The 17,784-nt window shown below is 62.2% G+C and carries 16 protein-coding genes; 10 read left to right on the plus strand and 6 right to left on the minus strand.

The annotated features are described in order from the left end of the window. Positions 1–23 precede the first annotated feature (23 nt). Complete coding sequence (locus AC1DXM_RS29310) at positions 24–404, plus strand: YciI family protein (RefSeq protein WP_477238652.1); 381 nt, start codon at positions 24–26, stop codon at positions 402–404. 65 nt (positions 405–469) lie between these two features. On the opposite strand, the gene AC1DXM_RS29315 is transcribed toward AC1DXM_RS29310, so the two are convergent. Further along, the gene (locus AC1DXM_RS29315; protein WP_477238654.1) at positions 470–1,945 is read right to left on the minus strand and encodes a pyridoxal phosphate-dependent decarboxylase family protein; all 1,476 of its coding nucleotides are present in this window, start codon (positions 1,943–1,945) and stop codon (positions 470–472) included. A gap of 19 nt (positions 1,946–1,964) precedes the next feature. Next, entirely contained in the window at positions 1,965–3,050 is a 1,086-nt protein-coding gene (locus AC1DXM_RS29320) for a PLP-dependent cysteine synthase family protein (protein WP_477238656.1), read from the minus strand. 200 nt (positions 3,051–3,250) lie between these two features. Here AC1DXM_RS29320 and AC1DXM_RS29325 point away from each other — a divergent pair, with 200 nt between their 5' ends. Continuing rightward, the gene (locus AC1DXM_RS29325) at positions 3,251–5,281 is read left to right on the plus strand and encodes a transcriptional regulator (protein WP_477238658.1); all 2,031 of its coding nucleotides are present in this window, start codon (positions 3,251–3,253) and stop codon (positions 5,279–5,281) included. Between the two features lie 29 nt (positions 5,282–5,310). Here the strand turns inward: AC1DXM_RS29325 and AC1DXM_RS29330 are convergent, their stop codons facing one another. The 4 genes from AC1DXM_RS29330 to AC1DXM_RS29345 form a co-directional block, all read right to left on the minus strand. Beyond that, a complete protein-coding gene (locus tag AC1DXM_RS29330) occupies positions 5,311–5,541 on the minus strand; it encodes a hypothetical protein (protein WP_477238660.1) in 231 nt (76 codons plus the stop codon). Between the two features lie 100 nt (positions 5,542–5,641). After that, on the minus strand, positions 5,642–6,823 hold the full coding sequence (choV, locus tag AC1DXM_RS29335) for a choline ABC transporter ATP-binding protein (protein WP_477238662.1): 1,182 nt from the start codon (positions 6,821–6,823) through the stop codon (positions 5,642–5,644). Further along, complete coding sequence (choW, locus tag AC1DXM_RS29340) at positions 6,820–7,674, minus strand: choline ABC transporter permease subunit (protein WP_477238664.1); 855 nt, start codon at positions 7,672–7,674, stop codon at positions 6,820–6,822. Before choW ends, choV begins: the two co-directional genes overlap by 4 nt. A 137-nt stretch (positions 7,675–7,811) precedes the next feature. After that, entirely contained in the window at positions 7,812–8,747 is a 936-nt protein-coding gene (locus tag AC1DXM_RS29345; RefSeq protein WP_454577246.1) for a choline ABC transporter substrate-binding protein, read from the minus strand. 237 nt (positions 8,748–8,984) lie between these two features. Here AC1DXM_RS29345 and AC1DXM_RS29350 point away from each other — a divergent pair, with 237 nt between their 5' ends. The 8 genes from AC1DXM_RS29350 (at position 8,985) to AC1DXM_RS29385 (ending at position 17,738) form a co-directional block, all read left to right on the plus strand. Beyond that, positions 8,985–9,596 carry a thymidine kinase gene (locus AC1DXM_RS29350; protein ID WP_112561118.1) on the plus strand — a complete coding sequence of 204 codons (612 nt, stop codon included), beginning with the start codon at positions 8,985–8,987 and terminating at the stop codon, positions 9,594–9,596. Positions 9,597–9,610: 14 nt separating this feature from the next. After that, complete coding sequence (locus AC1DXM_RS29355) at positions 9,611–10,795, plus strand: glycosyltransferase (RefSeq protein ID WP_477238666.1); 1,185 nt, start codon at positions 9,611–9,613, stop codon at positions 10,793–10,795. Positions 10,796–10,882: 87 nt separating this feature from the next. Continuing rightward, positions 10,883–11,266, plus strand: a complete 384-nt coding sequence (locus AC1DXM_RS29360; RefSeq protein WP_477238668.1) for a c-type cytochrome — start codon at positions 10,883–10,885, stop codon at positions 11,264–11,266. A gap of 311 nt (positions 11,267–11,577) precedes the next feature. Next, entirely contained in the window at positions 11,578–12,666 is a 1,089-nt protein-coding gene (locus AC1DXM_RS29365) for a hypothetical protein (RefSeq protein WP_477238670.1), read from the plus strand. A gap of 28 nt (positions 12,667–12,694) precedes the next feature. Beyond that, positions 12,695–13,840 carry a hypothetical protein gene (locus tag AC1DXM_RS29370; RefSeq protein ID WP_181061309.1) on the plus strand — a complete coding sequence of 382 codons (1,146 nt, stop codon included), beginning with the start codon at positions 12,695–12,697 and terminating at the stop codon, positions 13,838–13,840. 24 nt (positions 13,841–13,864) lie between these two features. Then, entirely contained in the window at positions 13,865–15,775 is a 1,911-nt protein-coding gene (locus AC1DXM_RS29375) for an ATP-binding protein (RefSeq protein ID WP_477238672.1), read from the plus strand. 186 nt (positions 15,776–15,961) lie between these two features. Further along, a complete protein-coding gene (locus AC1DXM_RS29380) occupies positions 15,962–16,372 on the plus strand; it encodes an endonuclease domain-containing protein (protein WP_477238674.1) in 411 nt (136 codons plus the stop codon). A 67-nt stretch (positions 16,373–16,439) separates the two neighbouring features. Then, entirely contained in the window at positions 16,440–17,738 is a 1,299-nt protein-coding gene (locus tag AC1DXM_RS29385; protein ID WP_477238676.1) for a DUF6638 family protein, read from the plus strand. Positions 17,739–17,784 lie beyond the last annotated feature (46 nt).

Below are 17,784 nucleotides of genomic sequence, written 5' to 3' on the forward strand. Positions count from 1 at the left end.
CTCGAACAGGAGGAGATCGCCGCATGTTTTACGCCATCCTGGCCTATCACGTCGAACAGACCATCCAGTCCCTGACCCCGCAGCAGGATGCGGCGCTGATGCACGACCTGCTCGAGGTCAATGCCAGGCTGACCCGCGAGGGCAAGCTTGGGCCGGCGGCAAGGCTGGGCGCGACCGCCGACGCCGTCACGCTGCGCGGTCCCGGAGATGGTATCGTCATCGACGGCCCGTTTGCCGAGACCAAGGAGCAATTGCTGGGTCTGTATGTGCTCGACTGCGCCACCCAGGATGAAGCCATCGCTGCGGCGCGTGACCTGAGGCGCGTGAACCCTTCGGCAGTCTACGAAATCCGCCCGATCACATTCTACCTTCCCGGCGTAACCTTTCCGGCTACGGAAGGATGAGGTAGCGGCGATCTCAACCGCCGCCACACAGCTGCCGGCAATACGGCGGCGCCTGCCTCACCAAATCAGACTGCCGCGATCTCGTTGCCCAGGCGGACCGTTTCGGCAACCAGAAGGTCGAGGTCTTCACGCCGGGTCCGGTGGTTGTTGATCGCCACCCTGAGGCAATGCCGGCCTTGCACAGTCGTATCGGAAATGGCGGCGATGCCCTCTTCCTGCAGCCGCAGCATGATCTCGGTGTTGAGCGCCTTCGCGCGCTCGCTGTCGAGCCCTTCCGCGCCGTAGCGGAAGCAGACGATGTTGATGCTGGTCGGAGCTGTCAGTTCAAGCGCCGGTTCGGCCTCGATCAGATTCGCGAGATAATGCCCTTGTGCAATGTTCTGGTCGATCAGGCGGCCGAATTTTTCGACGCCATGTTCCCGCAGCGCCATCCACACTTTGAGCGCCTTGAAGCCGCGTGACGTTTGCAGGCCGTAATCATTCAGCCATTGCCCGGAAGCGATGCCGCGCGGTGTCGATTCCAGATATTCCGGCGTCACCGCGAAGGTCTTGCGATGCGCCGAGGCATCCCTGACCAGCGCGCAGCCCGCCTCGAACGGTGCATGCAGCCATTTGTGCGGATCAAGCGCGATGGAATCGGCCCATTCGATGCCAGCGACGCGATGCGCATTCTCAGGCGCAATCGCAATCAGCGCGCCGATGCAGCCGTCGACGTGGAACCACATGTCTTCCTCGTGCGCCAGCTTGGCAAGCGCCTGCAGATCGTCGATGGCGCCGGTGTTGACGGTGCCGGCATTGCCGATGATGCAAGCCGGCTTGAACCCGGCCGCGCGATCCTCAGCAATCGCCGCCCGCAAAGCCGCGATGTCGATGCGCAGGCTGGCGTCGCAGGCGATCCGGCGCAGCGCCCTGTTGCCGAGGCCGAGCGCCTCCATGCCTTTGCGGTGGCAGGAGTGAATCTGGTCCGAACCATAGAAGCGCAACGGCTTCTCGATTGCAGCAACGCCGTGCTCGCGCACGTCGATGCCGGCCTTGGTGTTGCGCGCCACGGTGAGCCCGATGATGTTGGCCATCGAGCCGCCGCTGACCAGCGTGCCGCTGGCCGAAGCCGGCATGCCCATCATCTGCTTGCACCAGTCGACGACTTGGCCGTCCATCAGGGCGGCGGCATGGTTGCCGCCGCCGAGATTGGAGCCCTGGATGGCCGCCAGGAAATCGCCGAGCGCGCCCGTAAAGTTGCTCGACCCCATATACCAGGACCAGAAGCGTGGATGGATGTTGCCCATCGGATAGGGCATCACCTTGCCCACGACATCGCCGTAGATGTCGGCAAGCAGCGTTGGCGATTGTGGCAGGGACGCAGTGAAGAAGTCCCTCACATCTCCAGGCATCTCCTGCCACACCGGCCGTTGCCTGACATCGCGCAAATAGGCGACGGCATCATCAACGATCCGATGCGACAGGACCTGCACATCGGCCCAGTCCGAGGGGTCAAGCGTTTCCTCGGTGCTGGTAGCCGAGTGTCCAGACATCGCGTCCATGCAGATTGCTCACGCGCCATCATGCCGGGAACTGGCAACCAGGCGTCGAGCGCGAGAGAGCAAGCTCTTCCGCATTCATCTCGGCCTCGATGCCATCGAACAGCGGCGTCGTCATGTAGCGTTCGCCGGTATCGGGAAGCATGCACAGGATCACAGAACCGGCAGGCGCAGTACCGGCGATCTGGCGCGCCACGGCGAAAGCCGAGCCGCCGGAAATGCCAGTGAAGATGCCCTCCTGCTGCGCCAGCGCCTTGGCCCATTTCATGCCCTCAGGCCCGGCGATCGGCATCACCTCGTCATAGAAGTTGCCATCGATCGCTTCCTGCAGGACGTTCGGGATGAAGTCCGGCGTCCAGCCCTGGATCGGGTGCGGCTCGAAGGCCGGATGACTGGCAGCCGGCGCGCCGCCTGCGCCGCGCACCTGCGGCTTGCCGCTGCCGACAAGCTGCGCGTTGGCGGGCTCGGTCAGCACGATCCTGGTCTCGGGCCGCTCGCGGCGCAGCACACGCGCCACGCCGGCAACAGTTCCGCCGGTGCCATAGCCGGTGACGAAATAGTCGAGCCGCGAGCCGGCGAAATCGTTGACGATCTCGCGCCCCGTCGTTGCTTCGTGAATGTCAGCGTTGGCCCTGGTTTCGAACTGGCGGGCCAGGAACCAGCCATTGGCTTCGGCCAGTTCGACCGCCTTCTTGTACATGCCGAAGCCTTTTTCGGCGCGTGGCGTCAGCACCACCTTGGCGCCCAGCATGCGCATCAGCTTGCGGCGCTCGACGGAAAAACTGTCGGCCATCGTCACCACCAGCGGATAGCCCTTCTGCGCACAGACCATGGCAAGGCCGATGCCAGTGTTGCCGCTGGTCGCCTCGATGACGGTCTGCCCCGGCTTGAGCGCGCCGGTGCGCTCGCCTTCCTCGATGATGTTGAGCGCCAGCCGGTCCTTGACCGACGCAGCCGGATTGAAGAACTCGGCCTTGACGTAGATGGTGGCGTGCGCAGGGCCGAGGTTGTTGACACGGATGACCGGCGTGTCGCCGACCGTGTCGAGAATGCTATCGAACAGGCGGCCGCGGCCGGCCGTGGTTCTGATTTTCTGCCGATGCAACATGGATAACTCCTGGTTTTGCTCACGGGCCGGTTACACACCGGCAGTTTGGGCGACGAGATTTCGACACCTTGCCGCACTACAGGTCTTTGACGTGCGGAAATGTGGTAAACACCACATTCGGCGTGCAAATTTTGCGAGCCGGTGCACTTTGTCGGGGTCGGTGATAAAGCAAGGGTCGGCGTGCCGGCGTGGGAGCAGGCGTGGAAACGGACGTGGAATCGAGCCTGGAGAGCAGCCACAAAAGGCTTTTCGTGCGGCTTTTCGGGCCACTGACGATTGTGCGCGACGGCATCCCGGTGGCTTTGCCGGCATCGCGCAAACTGCGCGCGCTGCTCGCCTATCTCGCGCTGGCGCCCCACGCGGTCGGACGTGGAAAGCTCTGCGAATTGCTGTGGGATGTTCCAAATGATCCCAGGGGCGAGCTACGCTGGTGTCTGAGCAAATTGCGGGCCGCTCTCGACGAACCGGACCGCCGCAGGATCCAAACCGCTGATGATACGATCGCGCTTGATCTCGATGGCATTTGCGTCGACGCGTTGGATGTCGCGTCAGCGGCTGCTGCGGAAATCGAAAAGCTTGGTACCGAGCGTCTGCAGGCCCTGTCGAAGCTCTTCGTCGGCGATTTCCTTGAGGGGCTGGAGATCGACCGCAACCCACTCTTCAACAATTGGTTGACCGCGCAGCGTCGCCGATTCGGCTCCTGCCACGCGGCCATCCTGGAACATCTGGTCAAGACGCTCCCGGCCGATTCCGATGACATCTCCGCCCATCTCGAAAAATGGCTGGAACTGACCCCGTTCGACAGCTGCGCCCACATCGCGCTTCTGACGAGGCTGGCGCGGCGCGGCCAGTTCGGCGCCTGCGAGGACCACCTTGCCGCGGCAGCAGCGCTCTTCCGATCCGAAGAGCTGGATTTCGCTCCCGTGCGCCAGGCGTGGCTGACCATTCGCGCGGAACGGCCCTGCGCGACTGTGCCGGCACAGCCGGCTGCCCCACCCACGCCGAACCAGGCGCCCATCATACTTGCCGGTACCGAGCCAACGACACCGCACAAGGCTTCGCTTGCCGTGATGCCGTTCGCCGAAGACGCCGGCAGTGGCATTCGTGGCGGGCTGGCCGATGGCTTCACCCACGACATCATCACCCGCCTGGCCAAGCTCAGGGATTTCTTCGTCATTGCCCGTGGCTCGGTCTTTGCGCTGGCCGAGAAAAACATCGCGCCGGAGGATGCCGGCCGCAGGCTGAATGTCGACTATGTTGCCACCGGCACCGTGCGCAGCCTGGCAGGCCGCGTCATCGTCACCGTCGAACTGGTCGAGGTACGCACGGCCAGGATCGTCTGGGCCGAGACGTTCGAGCGCAAGCCCGATGACATCTTCTCCGTGCTCGACGATATCGGCAACAGCATCGTGGCGTCGATCTCATCCGAGATCGAGACGGTCGAGCGCAACCGCGCCATGCTGAAGGCGCCCAATTCACTCAATGCCTGGGAGGCTTACCATCGCGGTCTCTGGCACATGTATCGCTTCACCCGCAGCGAAAACGATCAGGCCAGGCATTTCTTCGACATCGCCCTGAGCCAGGACCCCACCTTCACCCGCGCCTATGCCGGCCTGTCCTTCACCCATTGGCAAAGTGCTTTCCAGCGCTGGGGCAACCGCGACCGGGACAGCGCGCTCGCCTTTGAGGCGGCCGGCCAGAGCCTTCTGGTCGACGATCACAATCCGGCCGCGCATTGGGCGATGGGCCGGGCGCTATGGCTGCGCGGCGAGGGCGACCAATCCCTGCTTGAACTGGAAAGAGCCGTCGACCTCAGTCCCAATTTCGCGCTTGGCCACTATGCGCTTTCCTTCGTCCAGTCGCAGTCGGGCGACCCGCAAGCGGCCATCGGGTCGTCGGATCATTCGCGCCATCTGTCGCCGTTCGACCCGATGCTGTTCGGCATGATGGGGGCACGCGCCATGGCCCATGTCCGCCTCGGCCAGTTCGACGAGGCAGCCGAATGGGCGCTGAAGGCGGCCGCACGCCCCAACGCCCACATTATCATCCTGTCGATCGCCGCCCACTGCCTGGCGCTGGCCGGACGGCTGGACGAGGCCAAAACCTTCGCCGCCGCCATCCGCAAGACGCTTCCGGACTACCGCGCCGACGACTTCATCGACACTTTCCGCTTCGACCCGAATGCAACGGCCCTGTTCAGGCTCGGCGCCAAACACATCGGGCTGAACTGAAGGAGGCGCGGGTCCTCCTGGTAGCCTGCTCAGGAAATGACGGCGATCTTCCATGCCAGCATGGCGACGATTGCCGCAGCGCACAACAGCGTCGCCCAGCCGTGCCGTCCCAATGCGTGCAAGACAAGAACGGCCAATGCGGCAACAATCGCCGCAAGCCCGCCTTTTATGTAGAAGACCTGCTCCGCGCTCAGCGGTGTGCCGGCGGCCCCGCCGATCCTGAAGAACTCCAGGATCGCCCGCGCCGCAATCACAAGCATCAGCCCGAGCGCTGCTTGCGCCGCCCGCGGTTTAGACGACCAATTCCAGATCCGCTGCAAAAGCGCCTTGTCCTCGATGGTCCCGAAGGACCGCGTCTCCCTATCTGCGCAGCACCGCGCTCAGCACGTCACGTATGCCGATCGCGCCGACAAAGCGCGACTGGTCGTCGAACAGCGCCACCGGCGCCGTCTGCGAACGGTGCATGGCCAGCATCACCGTCTTCAGCGAGGTGCCCGGAGTGGCCCAGAATACCTGCGCCGTCTCCTCCGGCTGGGCCTCGACATCGACGCACGATACCCACACTGCCGGCTTGCCGTCGCGTTCAGCCGCCGCCACCAGCCCGTGATCGTCGATCTTGAAGCGCGTCGTCTTGCGCCGGTCGAGCCACACCCAGCCGTTGTCGCCGTGCTCGAGATCGCGACGGTCGCGCATAACGTTCCAGGCGGTCAGCACCGACAACGGGTTCACATTGGCGATGAAGTCGCGGACATAGTCGTTGGCGGGCCGCAGCACGATGTCTTCCGGCGCGCCGGTCTGCACGATGCGGCCGCCCTCCATGATGGTGATGTGGCTGCCGATCTTCAGCGCCTCTTCGAGATCATGGCTGACGAAGATGATGGTCTTCTTCAGCTCCGCCTGCAGCTGCAGCAATTCGTCCTGCAGCTTGGTGCGGATCAGCGGATCGAGCGCCGAGAACGGCTCGTCCATCAGCAGGATCGGCGCCTCGGTGGCAAAGGCGCGTGCCAGGCCGACGCGCTGCTGCATGCCGCCGGACAGTTCATGCGCGTATTTTTTCGACCACTGGTCGAGATTGACCAGCTTGAGCTGCTTGTGCACGCGCTCCTTGCGCTCTGCGTCCGGCACGCCCGCGAGTTCGAGGCCTAGGCCGACGTTTTCCTCGACCGTGCGCCATGGCAGCAGGCCGAACTGCTGGAACACCATAGCCACTTGTTTCTGGCGCAGCCGCCGCAACGTCGCCTGATCGCAGGTCACGACATCGACGATGTTGTCGCCGTCCTTGACCAGCACCTGGCCGCGCGACACCACGTTGAGCCGGTTGACGGCCCGGAGCAGCGTCGACTTGCCTGAGCCGGACAGGCCCATCAGCACCGAGATCTCGCCCTCGTGCACGGTCAGGCTCGCGCCGGCGCAACCCAGCACATTGCCGGTTTTTTCGAGGATTTCGGCGCGCGTGGCGCCGCCGTCGATCAGTGCCAGCGAACCGGCCTGATCGGCGCCGAAGACGATATCGACGTTCTTGAAATCGACTGCGACGGTCATTTCTTGCCTCCAACGCCGATACGCGTCATCCGGTCGAGCACGATGGCGAGCACGACGATCGCCAGGCCGGCTTCAAGGCCGAGGTCGATGCGGCGCGAGCCGAGCGCGCGGTTTATTTCAGTACCGAGGCCGCCGGCGCCGATCAGCGCTGCGAACACCACCATCGACAGCGACAGCATGATCGACTGCGTCAGGCCGGCCATGATGGTCGGCAGCGCCGACGGCAGTTCGACCTTCCACAGCAGCTGCTGCTTGGTGGCGCCAAACGCCTCACCCGCCTCGATGATCGACTTCGGCACCGAGACGACGCCGAGATGGGTGAGCCGCACCGCGGTCGGGATGACGAAGATGATGGTGACGATGAGGCCAGGCGCATTGCCAAGGCCGAACAGGGTCAAGACCGGGATCAGGTAAACGAAGGTCGGCAGCGTCTGCATCAGGTCGAGCACCGGAAGCATGACGCGGTAGACCTTTGGCTTGTGCGCGGCCCAGATGCCGAGCGGCACGCCGATGGCCATCGCCATGGCGGCGGCGGCCACGACCAGCACAAGCGTCTGCACCGTCTGCTTCCAGAGGTTCTGGTTGATGATGAAGATCAGGCCGAGAAAGACGCCGATGGCCAGCGGCCGTGAGCGCTGCAGCAGCCAGGCAATGATGGCAATGACCAGCGCCAGCAGCACGGGCGGCACCATCAAAAGGATGCCGACCAGTCCGTCGAGCAGAAAATTGAGGCCGTTCGAAAAAGCCCTGAACACAGTGTCGAAATTGTCGGTGAGGAACCCGAAGAAGGCCTTTCCCCAGGCGCCGATCGGTATCTTGTGATCGACCATGAATTTCGAAATCGGATCCATATCGCCCCTCTCATGCGCGAGACCGCCTGCCCCCGGCCTCTGCTGTCGTTACGTCATCTTCTCACAGGATATGAAAAAGGGCAGCCTTTTCTAAAATGGCTGCCCTTCCTGGTTCGGCTTTGCCGAATTCAGTCGGCTCAGCTTCCGAGCGCGGTCTTGACCGCTGCGGCCGCATCGCCGCCATCGAAGGTGGTGACGCCGGCAATCCACGGCGCAACCGCGTCAGGGTGCTTCTTCAGCCAGTCGGCTGCGACCGTGTTGGCGTCGCCGCCTTTCAGGATCGCGTCCATCATCTCGCCTTCCATGTCGAGATTGAACTTCAGGTTGGCGATGAACTTGCCGGCATTCGGGCATTCGGTAGTGTAGCCCTTGCGCACATTGGTGTAGACGGTGGCGGCGCCGAAGCCGCTGTCGCCCATGCCGTCGAGATAGGTGATCTTCATGGCGCCCATCACCGGATGCGGCGTCCAGCCGAGGAAGGCGATCCACTCATTGTTCTTCATCGACTGTTCGGCCTGCGTCAGCATGCCGGCTTCCGAGGATTCGACCAGTTCGAAGCCTTCGAGATTGTCCTTCGGGTTCTTGATCATGTCGAGAATGATGCGGTTGCCGTCATTGCCGGCCTCGATGCCATAGATTTTGCCGTTGAACTTGTCCTTGAACTTGCCGATGTCGGTCAGCGACTTGACGCCGGCGTCGGCGACATAGGTCGGCACGACGATGCCGTAGCCGGCGCCGGTCAGGTTGGTGCTGATCGTCTCGACCGAACCGTCGGCGGTATAGTCCTTGATGTCGTTGGTCATCGACGGCATCCAGTTGCCGAGGAAGACGTCGAGATCCTTGTTCTTCAGCGACGCCATGGTCACCGGCACTGAAAGCTGGATCGTCTGCGGCTCATAGCCGAGCGCGGTGAGCAGCACCGAAGCGACGCCGGTCGTCGCCTGGATGTCGGTCCAGCCGACATCGGAAAGGCGCACCGTCTTGCAGCTCTCCGGATCGCCGGCGAGGGCAGCACTTGTGGACAGGAAAGTCGCCAGACCGAGGCCGGCGACGAAGGTGTTCATACGCGACATTGATAGTCTCCCATTGTGATTCTTTGGCGAAGCGTAGTTACGGTTTCTTTGCCCGCCTTGTTTCGTCAGCCAAACACCATTCTGGTGTGGTTTCAAGCGCTAAGGCAATCACGATCAACGGCGCGGGCTGGCCAAACAGCGACACGCCTGCCGCTTTTTCGATGGCAGACGGCTTTTCCAGTGAAATGCAGCAGTGCCCCCTCCCCGCGGCAGGACAACTCGGCTTAAAAGGACGGCATGGCCAAGCTTTACTTCCACTATGCGACGATGAACGCCGGCAAGACGACGATGCTGCTGCAGGCGTCCTACAATTATCGCGAACGCGGCATGACGACGATGCTGTTCGTGGCCGGCCACTATCGCAAGGGCGATACCGGGCTGATCTCGTCGCGCATCGGCCTGGAGACCGAGGCCGAGATGTTCCGCGATGGCGACGATCTCTACGCTCGCGTTGCCGAGCATCATGAACACACGACCGTGCATTGCATCTTCGTCGACGAGGCGCAGTTCCTCGAGGAAGAGCAGGTCTGGCAGCTTGCCCGTATCGCTGACCGGCTGAACATCCCGGTCATGTGCTACGGCCTGCGCACGGATTTCCAGGGAAATCTGTTTTCGGGTTCGCGCGCGCTTCTGGCGATCGCCGACGACCTGCGCGAAGTGCGCACCATCTGTCGCTGCGGCCGCAAGGCGACGATGGTCGTGCGTCTCGGCCCTGACGGCAAGGTGGCGCGGCAAGGCGAACAGGTGGCGATCGGCAAGGACGTCTATGTCTCGCTCTGCCGCCGCCACTGGGAAGAGGAAATGGGCCGCGCCGCGCCCGACGACTTCATCGGCTTCACCAGGGGCTGAGCGGCCGGGGCAACATGAGAATTCTCCAGTTCACAGTCGATTGCCCGTTTCCGCCTGTGTCAGGCGCCGAGATCAGGAACGCCGCCAATGCGCGCGCCCTGGCAACGATGGGCGAGGTTCTGACGGTAAGCCTAACTGGCGCCCCGGCGCCTTCTCCACCGCCGAATATCCGTCACCGGATCATCGAGGCGGCGCGCGGCAGAGGTCTCTGGAGCAGGCGCAGCCCTCACCCGACCGTGCATATGATGCCGGACGACGAACTGGCTGAAGCCGACGCAATCTGGAGAGAATTCTCGCCCGATCTCGTGGTGATCGAGGAGATCTCACTGTCGCAGCTGCTGACACTGGCGCCGAAGCATCGCGCACGCACCGTCCTTGACCAGCACAACATCGATTCCCGGACGGTGGCCGACCGCATCGCCGGCCTGACGCTGTGGCAGCAAATTCGAGGCTGGCGCCAAAACAGGCGCAAGAAGGCAGAGGCACGCGACGCCGACAGGCGTGTGGCTGCCATGGCCGATCAGGTCTGGGTCTGCTCGCGGACCGACGGGGCGCTGCTGTCCGCTCTCGGCCCCGTCGGCGACGTCAGGCTCATCGCCAACCCCATTCCGGACGAGACTGTGCTTTCCCTGCCGATTGGCCCCGAGCGGTACCGTGAGCTCAGCCTGTGCTTCATCGGCCATCTCGGCTATTTCCCCAACATCGACGCCGTCAAGCAAATCGGCCGCAGGATGGTGCCGCGCCTCACCGCCTCCGGCCGGCCCTGGTCGATCACCGTCGCCGGCAGGAACCCGCGCGACGTCGTGCGTGGTTTATGCACCAAGCATGGTCTGCAGTTGATCGAGAACCCGCCGCATCTGCCGGAATTGCTTGGTCGTGCCGGCTACGCGCCGATCCCGCTGCGCTTCGGCGGCGGAACCCGCATCAAGGTGCTCGAGGCGATGGCGGCGGGCCTGGTCGTCTGCGCCACCGAGAAGGCCGTCGAAGGGCTCGGCCTGCAGGCGGGCAGGCATTTCCTGTCGAGCAACGATGCCGGCGAACTGGCGTCGAAAATCGTCGATCTCGCGACACGCCCGCAAGCGGCAGCCGAGATGGTGGAAACCGGCCGCACCTTCGTGCGCGACAACCACTCATCGGCAGCAATTGAAAAAGCGATCCGGCAGGCAGTTGCGGCGATCTCGCCCCACCCAAAGGAATAGGACCCACCTTGCAATCCAGCTACCATGCGGCGTTTGTTAAGGCCTGCAGCCTATTTTGCCCGCAGCCAGAGCCAGCCGGGGACCGCCATGCTTAGAGCCATTTCGTCAGCACTTGTAATTTACTTAGCCGGTATCGCGGCCGCGCAAGCCGACGGCGATGCTGCGCTGGGCAAGAAGGTTTTCTTCAGATGCATGGCTTGTCACGAGGCGGCAACCGACCGCGACAAGATTGGCCCGCATCTCCTTGGTATCGTCGGCCGTACGGCCGGCACAGCCAAAAATTTCAACTATTCGCAAGCCATGAAGGATGCCGGCGCCGGCGGCCTCGTCTGGGACGAAGCCAACCTCAAGGCCTATCTCAGCGCCCCCAAGCTGAAAGTACCCGGCAACAAGATGGCCTTCTCCGGCCTGACCAGCGACGAGGACATTGCCAACGTCATCGCCTATCTGAAGGCCGATCCGAAGCCCTGAACGGCTGGATGCGTACGTGATGGCGATGGCTTTGGCCAGCTGTCTCGCGCCCTACAACCGATTGAGTTCTCTGTCGAATTCCAGCACATGAGATCGGCTGCTTTGCCGGCGTCAAAGTTCAATGACAGTTGAACAATGCTCGGCCGGCTGGTTATTCACGCCATGACCCCGCCTTCATTGACTTTCAAGACGATGACGGATTTTTTTGTTTTCGGGGCGGGTCTTGTCTTGCGTCTTTCAATCCCCGGATGCCCCACATATATTCGCCGCTGTTCGCAGCCAGCGACCGGAAGCCGAAGCGGGAGGCCCCTATGGCGACATTGCAGAATTTCGATGCCGAAATTGCCAAGACCAGGCAGGTCGTTCAGGACATGCGCACCAAGATAGAGCAGTCCGGCACCGTGCTTGATACTTTGGCCACCGCCGACAAGAAGATCGGCGACGCCAATTTCGACATCGAGAACGCCCGCATCGAGGATGTGCTGAAGCAGCAGAAGGTGATGGAAGGCAACATTGCCGACCTGATCATCGGCCTGGAAGACGCCACCAACGTCTTCGGCACCGAATTCGAAAGCATGAAGAATTACACCGGCTGGGAAAGTTTCGTCGGCGTCTTCTCCGCGCAACGCAAGCAGCGCATGCGCACCGACCGTGTCCGCAACATGTCGCTGGCCGGCAATCTGCAGGAGCTTCTGGTCAAGTCCGACACCATCGTCGGCATCCTGAAGGCGCAAAAAGAGGTCCTCGACCAGCGCTACAAGACCTCCGAAGCCAGCTTGTCGCAGGTGATCGAGCGCCGCAAGACCACCATGGCCAACCTCGAAGCGGTGCAAAAACGCATCGAGGAGGTCAACCCGCTGTTGCTCGACATCGAGAACAAGATCGCGGCCTCGACCAGCCAGAAGGAGCGCACGCAGCTTGAGGGCGAGCGCTCGAAACTGGCCACCGAGTACAATGAAAAGCAGGCCAAGGAGCAGGAATTGCTGGCCGAGAGCCAGACCCTGGAGCGCTACACCTCGATGTTCCAGACTTTCGTCGATTCGCTCAACAACCAGATTGCGGCGCAGTCGACGCTGATCAACAAGCTGACCATCGATACCGAACAGCGCATCGTGCTTTACAAGGCGCTGGAAGATTCTTTGAAGACCGCCGCCCAGCAGGACGTCGCCCACAAGATCAACACGCTGGGCAGCCAGGTCGACAACACCGCCGAAGAGACCATGGCCGGCATTGGTGCCGCCTCACAAAAGCACATTGGCGATCTCCTCGAAATGCACGAGAAGAACATGGTCGCCAGCGCCGACATCCAGCGCCGCAAGAAGCTCGCCGACGATGCCTTCGCCCGCCGTTTCGACGACGTGATGAAGACGCACAATTCGGCCAACTACGTGCAGTCGTAAGGAGCGGCTGCACGCGAGCACACCCGGCATGACTCCCGAAAACGAAGCGGCGGCGCGCTATTTTTCCGCCATCACCGCCGCACTCAGCGGCCTTGAAGTGTTCATGCGCGACGACCGCTCGCCGCTCTACCGGCACGGCATCGTCGCCAAGATCGTTGCCGAATACATTGCCCGGCTGGACAAATCGTTCTCCTGCTGGCGCAACCGGCTCGGCTTCATGGACACGTTCCGCATTTCGCGCGCCGACAGCGGCTATCCCGTCTTCCAGAACCTGCTCGAACTGGAAAACGATCGCCGCCAGGCCGATGCGCGACTGGCCAACATCCCGCTCGCCGGCGAATTGCGCGAGGAAATGGCCGACTTCATCCTGCGCCACAAGGAATTCCCCGAGGCACTGCAGAAGTCGATGGCCGAGCGGCTCTATCTTGAGGACGTCAAGAGCGAGCAGACCTTCGGGCCGTTCTCGCTGGCGCAGACCGCCAAAGTTTCGGTCAACCCAAAGACCTTCCGGCCCTATTATCTCGTCCACTGGGCGACGTTCGACGGCAGCGCCAACCTGCCGCTGGTCTATATGGTGACGGTGGAGGATTCCTCCGAAGCCATGATCCGCCAGCTCGTCGACAGCAACGGCAAGCTCAACGAACAGGTTGACATCCCGCTGCCCGTCGACGGCCTGCTCAACCCCGAGCTTGCCCACCGTTTCGACGATTTCACCGAAAAGAATTCCGCCTACACGCTGTCGCCGGCAACGATTGCGGTCAATCTCGACAAGGATTTCGAGCCGCTGCACCCCAAGCAATTGCGCCGCGTCGTGCTTGGCCCCTTCTATTCCGCAGGGATTACCGACAACAATTCGACCGTGACCGAGGTGCTGGCCAAGGTGCGCAAGCCCGAAAATGCCTGGCTGCTCACCTGGACCATCCAGGAGGTCTACTCCAAAGGAGAGAAACCCGGCCGCAAGGGCCTGTTTTCCAGCGAGAAGACGACGCAGGAATTCTTCATCAACACCGACGATCTCGAAGCCGCGCGCCAGGGCGTTTCGAGCTACGAAAACCACGCCCTGATCCCGCACGAAGCCTATCAGGCACTCTACGCCGCCGGCGAGGCACAGAAGATCTTTTCCGGCTACAAGGTCCACATCCTGTCCAACGGGCAGGTCATCTCAGACGTCTGACCGTCACACCACGGAGCATCCTTCATGGACACCGGCCTGACCACCATCCCGGAAGCCGCGATCGAAAAGCACCGCGCCACGGCGCAGAGCTTCATCACCCGCGTCGTCGTGCTGGAAGACCTTTCGCGCGAATCCGGCACCGCGCTTGCGGGCACCAATCGCCGCTTCGTCTCGACTGTCTCTGTCGGCTCGGTGCGCCGCACCCGCGAGGTCGAGCTGACCAAGACCGTCGCCGCCATTCATCCCGACGACCAACTGATGAGCATCCCACAGCACACTCTGTTGTTTCGCGCTCGGCGTGGCCTGGCGATTGCGCTCGCCATCTCCGACGTTTTTGCTGAGGGCTCAGACCTTGAAAGCCTGCAGGCCAAGAACACCCGCGCGCCGCTCGAAGGTGACGAAGCCGCCACCTTCAAGAAGCTTCTGTCAGCTTCGGCTTACATTTCGGCCTTCAGCCTTGCCTCCTATCTATTCCAGCTCATCGACAGCGACGGCGAGGCGCCCAACGACATCCCCGAACCCGACTTCCTGTTCGACACACCGCAGGACGCGGTGAAGTCGATCGTCGCCGGTCTCGACAAGGCGATTGCGGGCTCCAAGGATGATGGCGATCTGACGACGCGGGCACGCGCTTTCGCCCGCGTCGCCATTGACGGGCTCTTGGCCCGCAAAGGCCGCTTCGATGGGATCGGCCCGTTCGAGAACGCTCATATCCGCATCGACACTGACGATTTCACCCTGGACGGCTTCGACGTCGCGCCGGGCAAGCGCTCCAAGCCGCTGGTGATGACCTTCAAGAAGCCGGAAGAGGTCGTCGGCAACCACATCGCCAAATACCAGTCGGTCAAGCTCGCCAAGATGCTGATGGCCTATGATTTCGAGCGCGAGCTGAATCCTTTCGTCGAGCTCGGCGGCTTCCTCTTCACCTTCATCGGCGACGGTGCGCCGGGCACCGGCAAGACAACGCTGATCCAGATGATCGCGGGCCTGGTCAACGGCTACTGCCAAGTCGCCGGCTATCCCTTCGCCTACGAGAATTTCGGCGTCGACCAGATCTCGTCCTACCAGGGCAAATCCGGCCAGAACTGCCGCCAGTTCATCAACAATGTCTTGAACCCGCGCGTCATCGGTTTCGGCACCATCGACGATATCGACCAGGTGGCGGCGCGCCGCTCCGACGACCGCGCCTCGGCAGGCCAGCAGGAAATCACCGGCGTCTTGATGGATGCCTTTGCCGGTGCCGGCACGGTGGTGCGCGGCAACTGCTCCTTCGGCATGTTTTCCAACTATCCCGAAAATGTCGACGACGCGCTGCGCCAGCGCGCCGGCGCCCGCTGGCTGGTCGACGGCCCGCAGAGCCGTGACGACTACATCGACATCTTCGTGCTGCTTGCCGGCAAGAACCACAAGATCCCGCTCGGCGACCACAAGCTCTACGCCGCGCAGGAAATCCAGCGCGCCGTGACCGAAGCCTATGAGGAGCATGAAAAGCCGCAGGAAGACGGGCTGATGAAGGTCTATGAGCGCTACATGAAAGAGAATGGCGCGCCGAAATCGATGGCCGACATCGGCACCTATCTGCACCTGATCAAGGATGCCGAACCGCGCTTCACCGGCCGCGCCATCAAGAACGTCACCGACGCCATCAAGATGCGCGCCATGGATATCGAACTGCCCGATGACTGGTTCGAGAAGCCGGAAGCCTTCATGCACAAGGGCTATGACGAGAAGAAAGCCATGATCGAGGAACTGCGCGGACCGTTCTCGATGGACATGGTCATGCAGGAGATCAACCGCTACGCCGATTCCGAGTTCCGCTATTCCGACAAATCCGACGACGCCGCGGTGGAGAAGCTGCTGCGCGACGCGCGGCTGCGTGAACGCGCGGGTCGTGAGATGGAGGAGATGAAGAAGAAGGGGCTTTGGAATGCGTGAGCTTCCTTCCTTCTCCCCGTTCACGGCAGGGGAATCGCATATGCGGAACAAAGATGGAATCTCGCGACGTTTGTTCTCGACGCGATTCCGATTTGTTCGCCGTTCGATTCCTCGAAAGAGTCCATATGCGATAGCCCTACCGTTCACGGGGAGAAGGTGCCCGAAGGGCGGATGAGGGGCAGCGCTATGCGTGGAAGAAACGAGCCAAAAGCGGCGAGAGCCCGGCAACTTAGGCAAGTTGAAAATGAAGCTGAAGAGAAACTATGGCACGAACTGCGCGGGCGACGATTGAACGGCTACAAGTTTGTTCGCCAGCTGCCGATCGGTCCATATTTCGCCGACTTCGCCTGTCGTGAAGCCAATCTGGTTGTGGAAGTCGATGGAAGCCAGCATGCAAATCGATCCCACGATCGATTCAGGGATGAGACTATGAACAGGAACGGCTGGTCGGTTTTGAGGGTTTGGCACGCTGATGTCCTGACGGGGCACAAGAGCGTGCTGGATACGATTGTTGCTGCCCCGGATGGTCGGCTGAGCCAGAAAATGATTGCTGCCGACGTGAAGTTTTTGCCCGCCACGACGTCGGAGGAAAGATGACGAGCGTTTGCGCCGCCCCTCATCCGCCCTTCGGGCACCTTCTCCCCGTGAACGGGGAGAAGGCAAAGTGAGCAAAAAACCCGACCTGCTGCGCGACAACGAGCTGATCTACGGCCGCCTACTCACCGTCGACGAGTCGCACCTCGTCCAGCGCTACAACAAGGCGCTTGTTGCCTTCGGGTTGAAGCCGACCAGACTAAAGAGCTTCCAGATCGACCGCACCGGTTTCTCGCCCGAGGTGGCCGAGGAATGCGACGACTACGATTATCTCGATCCCAATGAGGTCAACCGCCGCTTCATCATCCTGACGCCGTCGCAGATCGACCTGCCGGTGGTGCACACCGCCTTCTCCAACACGTCGCAGCTGATGTTCGAGTTCATGTCCAAGAACCAGCGCGCCATCGACGCGCTGACCATCAAGGACGTCATCTACGGCGAGATCGAAGATTCCGTCCCCGTGGTCAACGACATCGAGGATCTGCTGTCGATCAGTCAGGTCGAGTTCAAGGTTCTGTCGGCCGAGGACGTGCTGGGCAAGGCCGCCGAGCTCGGCAAGCTTGTCGACCGGTTGAAGCAGGAGCCGGACGCCTGGCGCGACAACGCCATGCTGACCCGCATGGTGGAGCTGGCGAAGGTGTGCGGCGACATCCGCGAGAATGCACTGGTGCCCGACCAGGTGATCTTCCGCCACAACGCCTATTGGACCAGCCATTTTGGCGGGCTCTACGTGTTTGTCGATCCTGACATGACGACGGTCATCGGCGACCCGGCCGCCCCTGGCTTTCGCCGGTCGCGGCCCTGGCAGGTGAGCTATCTCTCGATCAACGATGCCGACAAGGTGTTCAAGTTCCTGGCCAGCACCGGCCGCATCGAACTGCCGCGCGCCTCATGGGTCGAAAGCTCGGGCTATCTCGAGCATCGCGCCGAGATGGTTGTGCGCTCGCTGATCCGTGACACCGAACCGAACCGAAATCTGACCGACGTCGACAAGGTCTGGCTGCAGACCTGGATCCACGGCCATGCCGACCTGATCACCAGCGACGGCAATTTTCCCTTCCTCAACGCCGCCAAGCGCGAGATCGCCCAGCTCGGCCATCTCAAGATCGAGGATGTCCCGCCGCGCCAGCGCTTCCTGGTCGTGCGCGGCAAGCCCGACCATCCCGACGCCTGGCTGACCAACCAGCTGATCTCGGACTTCGTGCCGCAGGACTTCGTCTCGCGCTACGTCTTCAACAAGCCCGGCTTCTACAAGGACTATGACGGCTACAGCGACGCCTGGCGATCGCATGTTGTGGACGTTCTGAAAACCACATATTTGAAAGACAAGGTGGCGTTTCGCACACGCCTTTACGGCTTGACTGACTAGAACGAAATGAGCCGTCATTTCGTTCTAATTTATTGTTTTGGCGCAT

The organism is Mesorhizobium sp. P3_A2, from assembly GCF_056403115.1.

What these genes read in the sequence shown, in the direction of transcription:
- AC1DXM_RS29375 (WP_477238672.1), top strand. Translation starts at nt 13,865, where the DNA reads ATGGACACCGGCCTGACCACCATCCCGGAAGCCGCGATCGAAAAGCAC.
- AC1DXM_RS29330 (WP_477238660.1), bottom strand. Translation starts at nt 5,541, where the DNA reads ATGCTTGTGATTGCGGCGCGGGCGATCCTGGAGTTCTTCAGGATCGGC.
- AC1DXM_RS29370 (WP_181061309.1), top strand. Translation starts at nt 12,695, where the DNA reads ATGACTCCCGAAAACGAAGCGGCGGCGCGCTATTTTTCCGCCATCACC.
- AC1DXM_RS29310 (WP_477238652.1), top strand. Translation starts at nt 24, where the DNA reads ATGTTTTACGCCATCCTGGCCTATCACGTCGAACAGACCATCCAGTCC.
- AC1DXM_RS29345 (WP_454577246.1), bottom strand. Translation starts at nt 8,747, where the DNA reads ATGTCGCGTATGAACACCTTCGTCGCCGGCCTCGGTCTGGCGACTTTC.
- AC1DXM_RS29360 (WP_477238668.1), top strand. Translation starts at nt 10,883, where the DNA reads ATGCTTAGAGCCATTTCGTCAGCACTTGTAATTTACTTAGCCGGTATC.
- choV (WP_477238662.1), bottom strand. Translation starts at nt 6,823, where the DNA reads ATGACCGTCGCAGTCGATTTCAAGAACGTCGATATCGTCTTCGGCGCC.
- AC1DXM_RS29315 (WP_477238654.1), bottom strand. Translation starts at nt 1,945, where the DNA reads ATGGACGCGATGTCTGGACACTCGGCTACCAGCACCGAGGAAACGCTT.
- AC1DXM_RS29355 (WP_477238666.1), top strand. Translation starts at nt 9,611, where the DNA reads ATGAGAATTCTCCAGTTCACAGTCGATTGCCCGTTTCCGCCTGTGTCA.
- choW (WP_477238664.1), bottom strand. Translation starts at nt 7,674, where the DNA reads ATGGATCCGATTTCGAAATTCATGGTCGATCACAAGATACCGATCGGC.
- AC1DXM_RS29350 (WP_112561118.1), top strand. Translation starts at nt 8,985, where the DNA reads ATGGCCAAGCTTTACTTCCACTATGCGACGATGAACGCCGGCAAGACG.
- AC1DXM_RS29380 (WP_477238674.1), top strand. Translation starts at nt 15,962, where the DNA reads ATGCGTGGAAGAAACGAGCCAAAAGCGGCGAGAGCCCGGCAACTTAGG.
- AC1DXM_RS29320 (WP_477238656.1), bottom strand. Translation starts at nt 3,050, where the DNA reads ATGTTGCATCGGCAGAAAATCAGAACCACGGCCGGCCGCGGCCGCCTG.
- AC1DXM_RS29365 (WP_477238670.1), top strand. Translation starts at nt 11,578, where the DNA reads ATGGCGACATTGCAGAATTTCGATGCCGAAATTGCCAAGACCAGGCAG.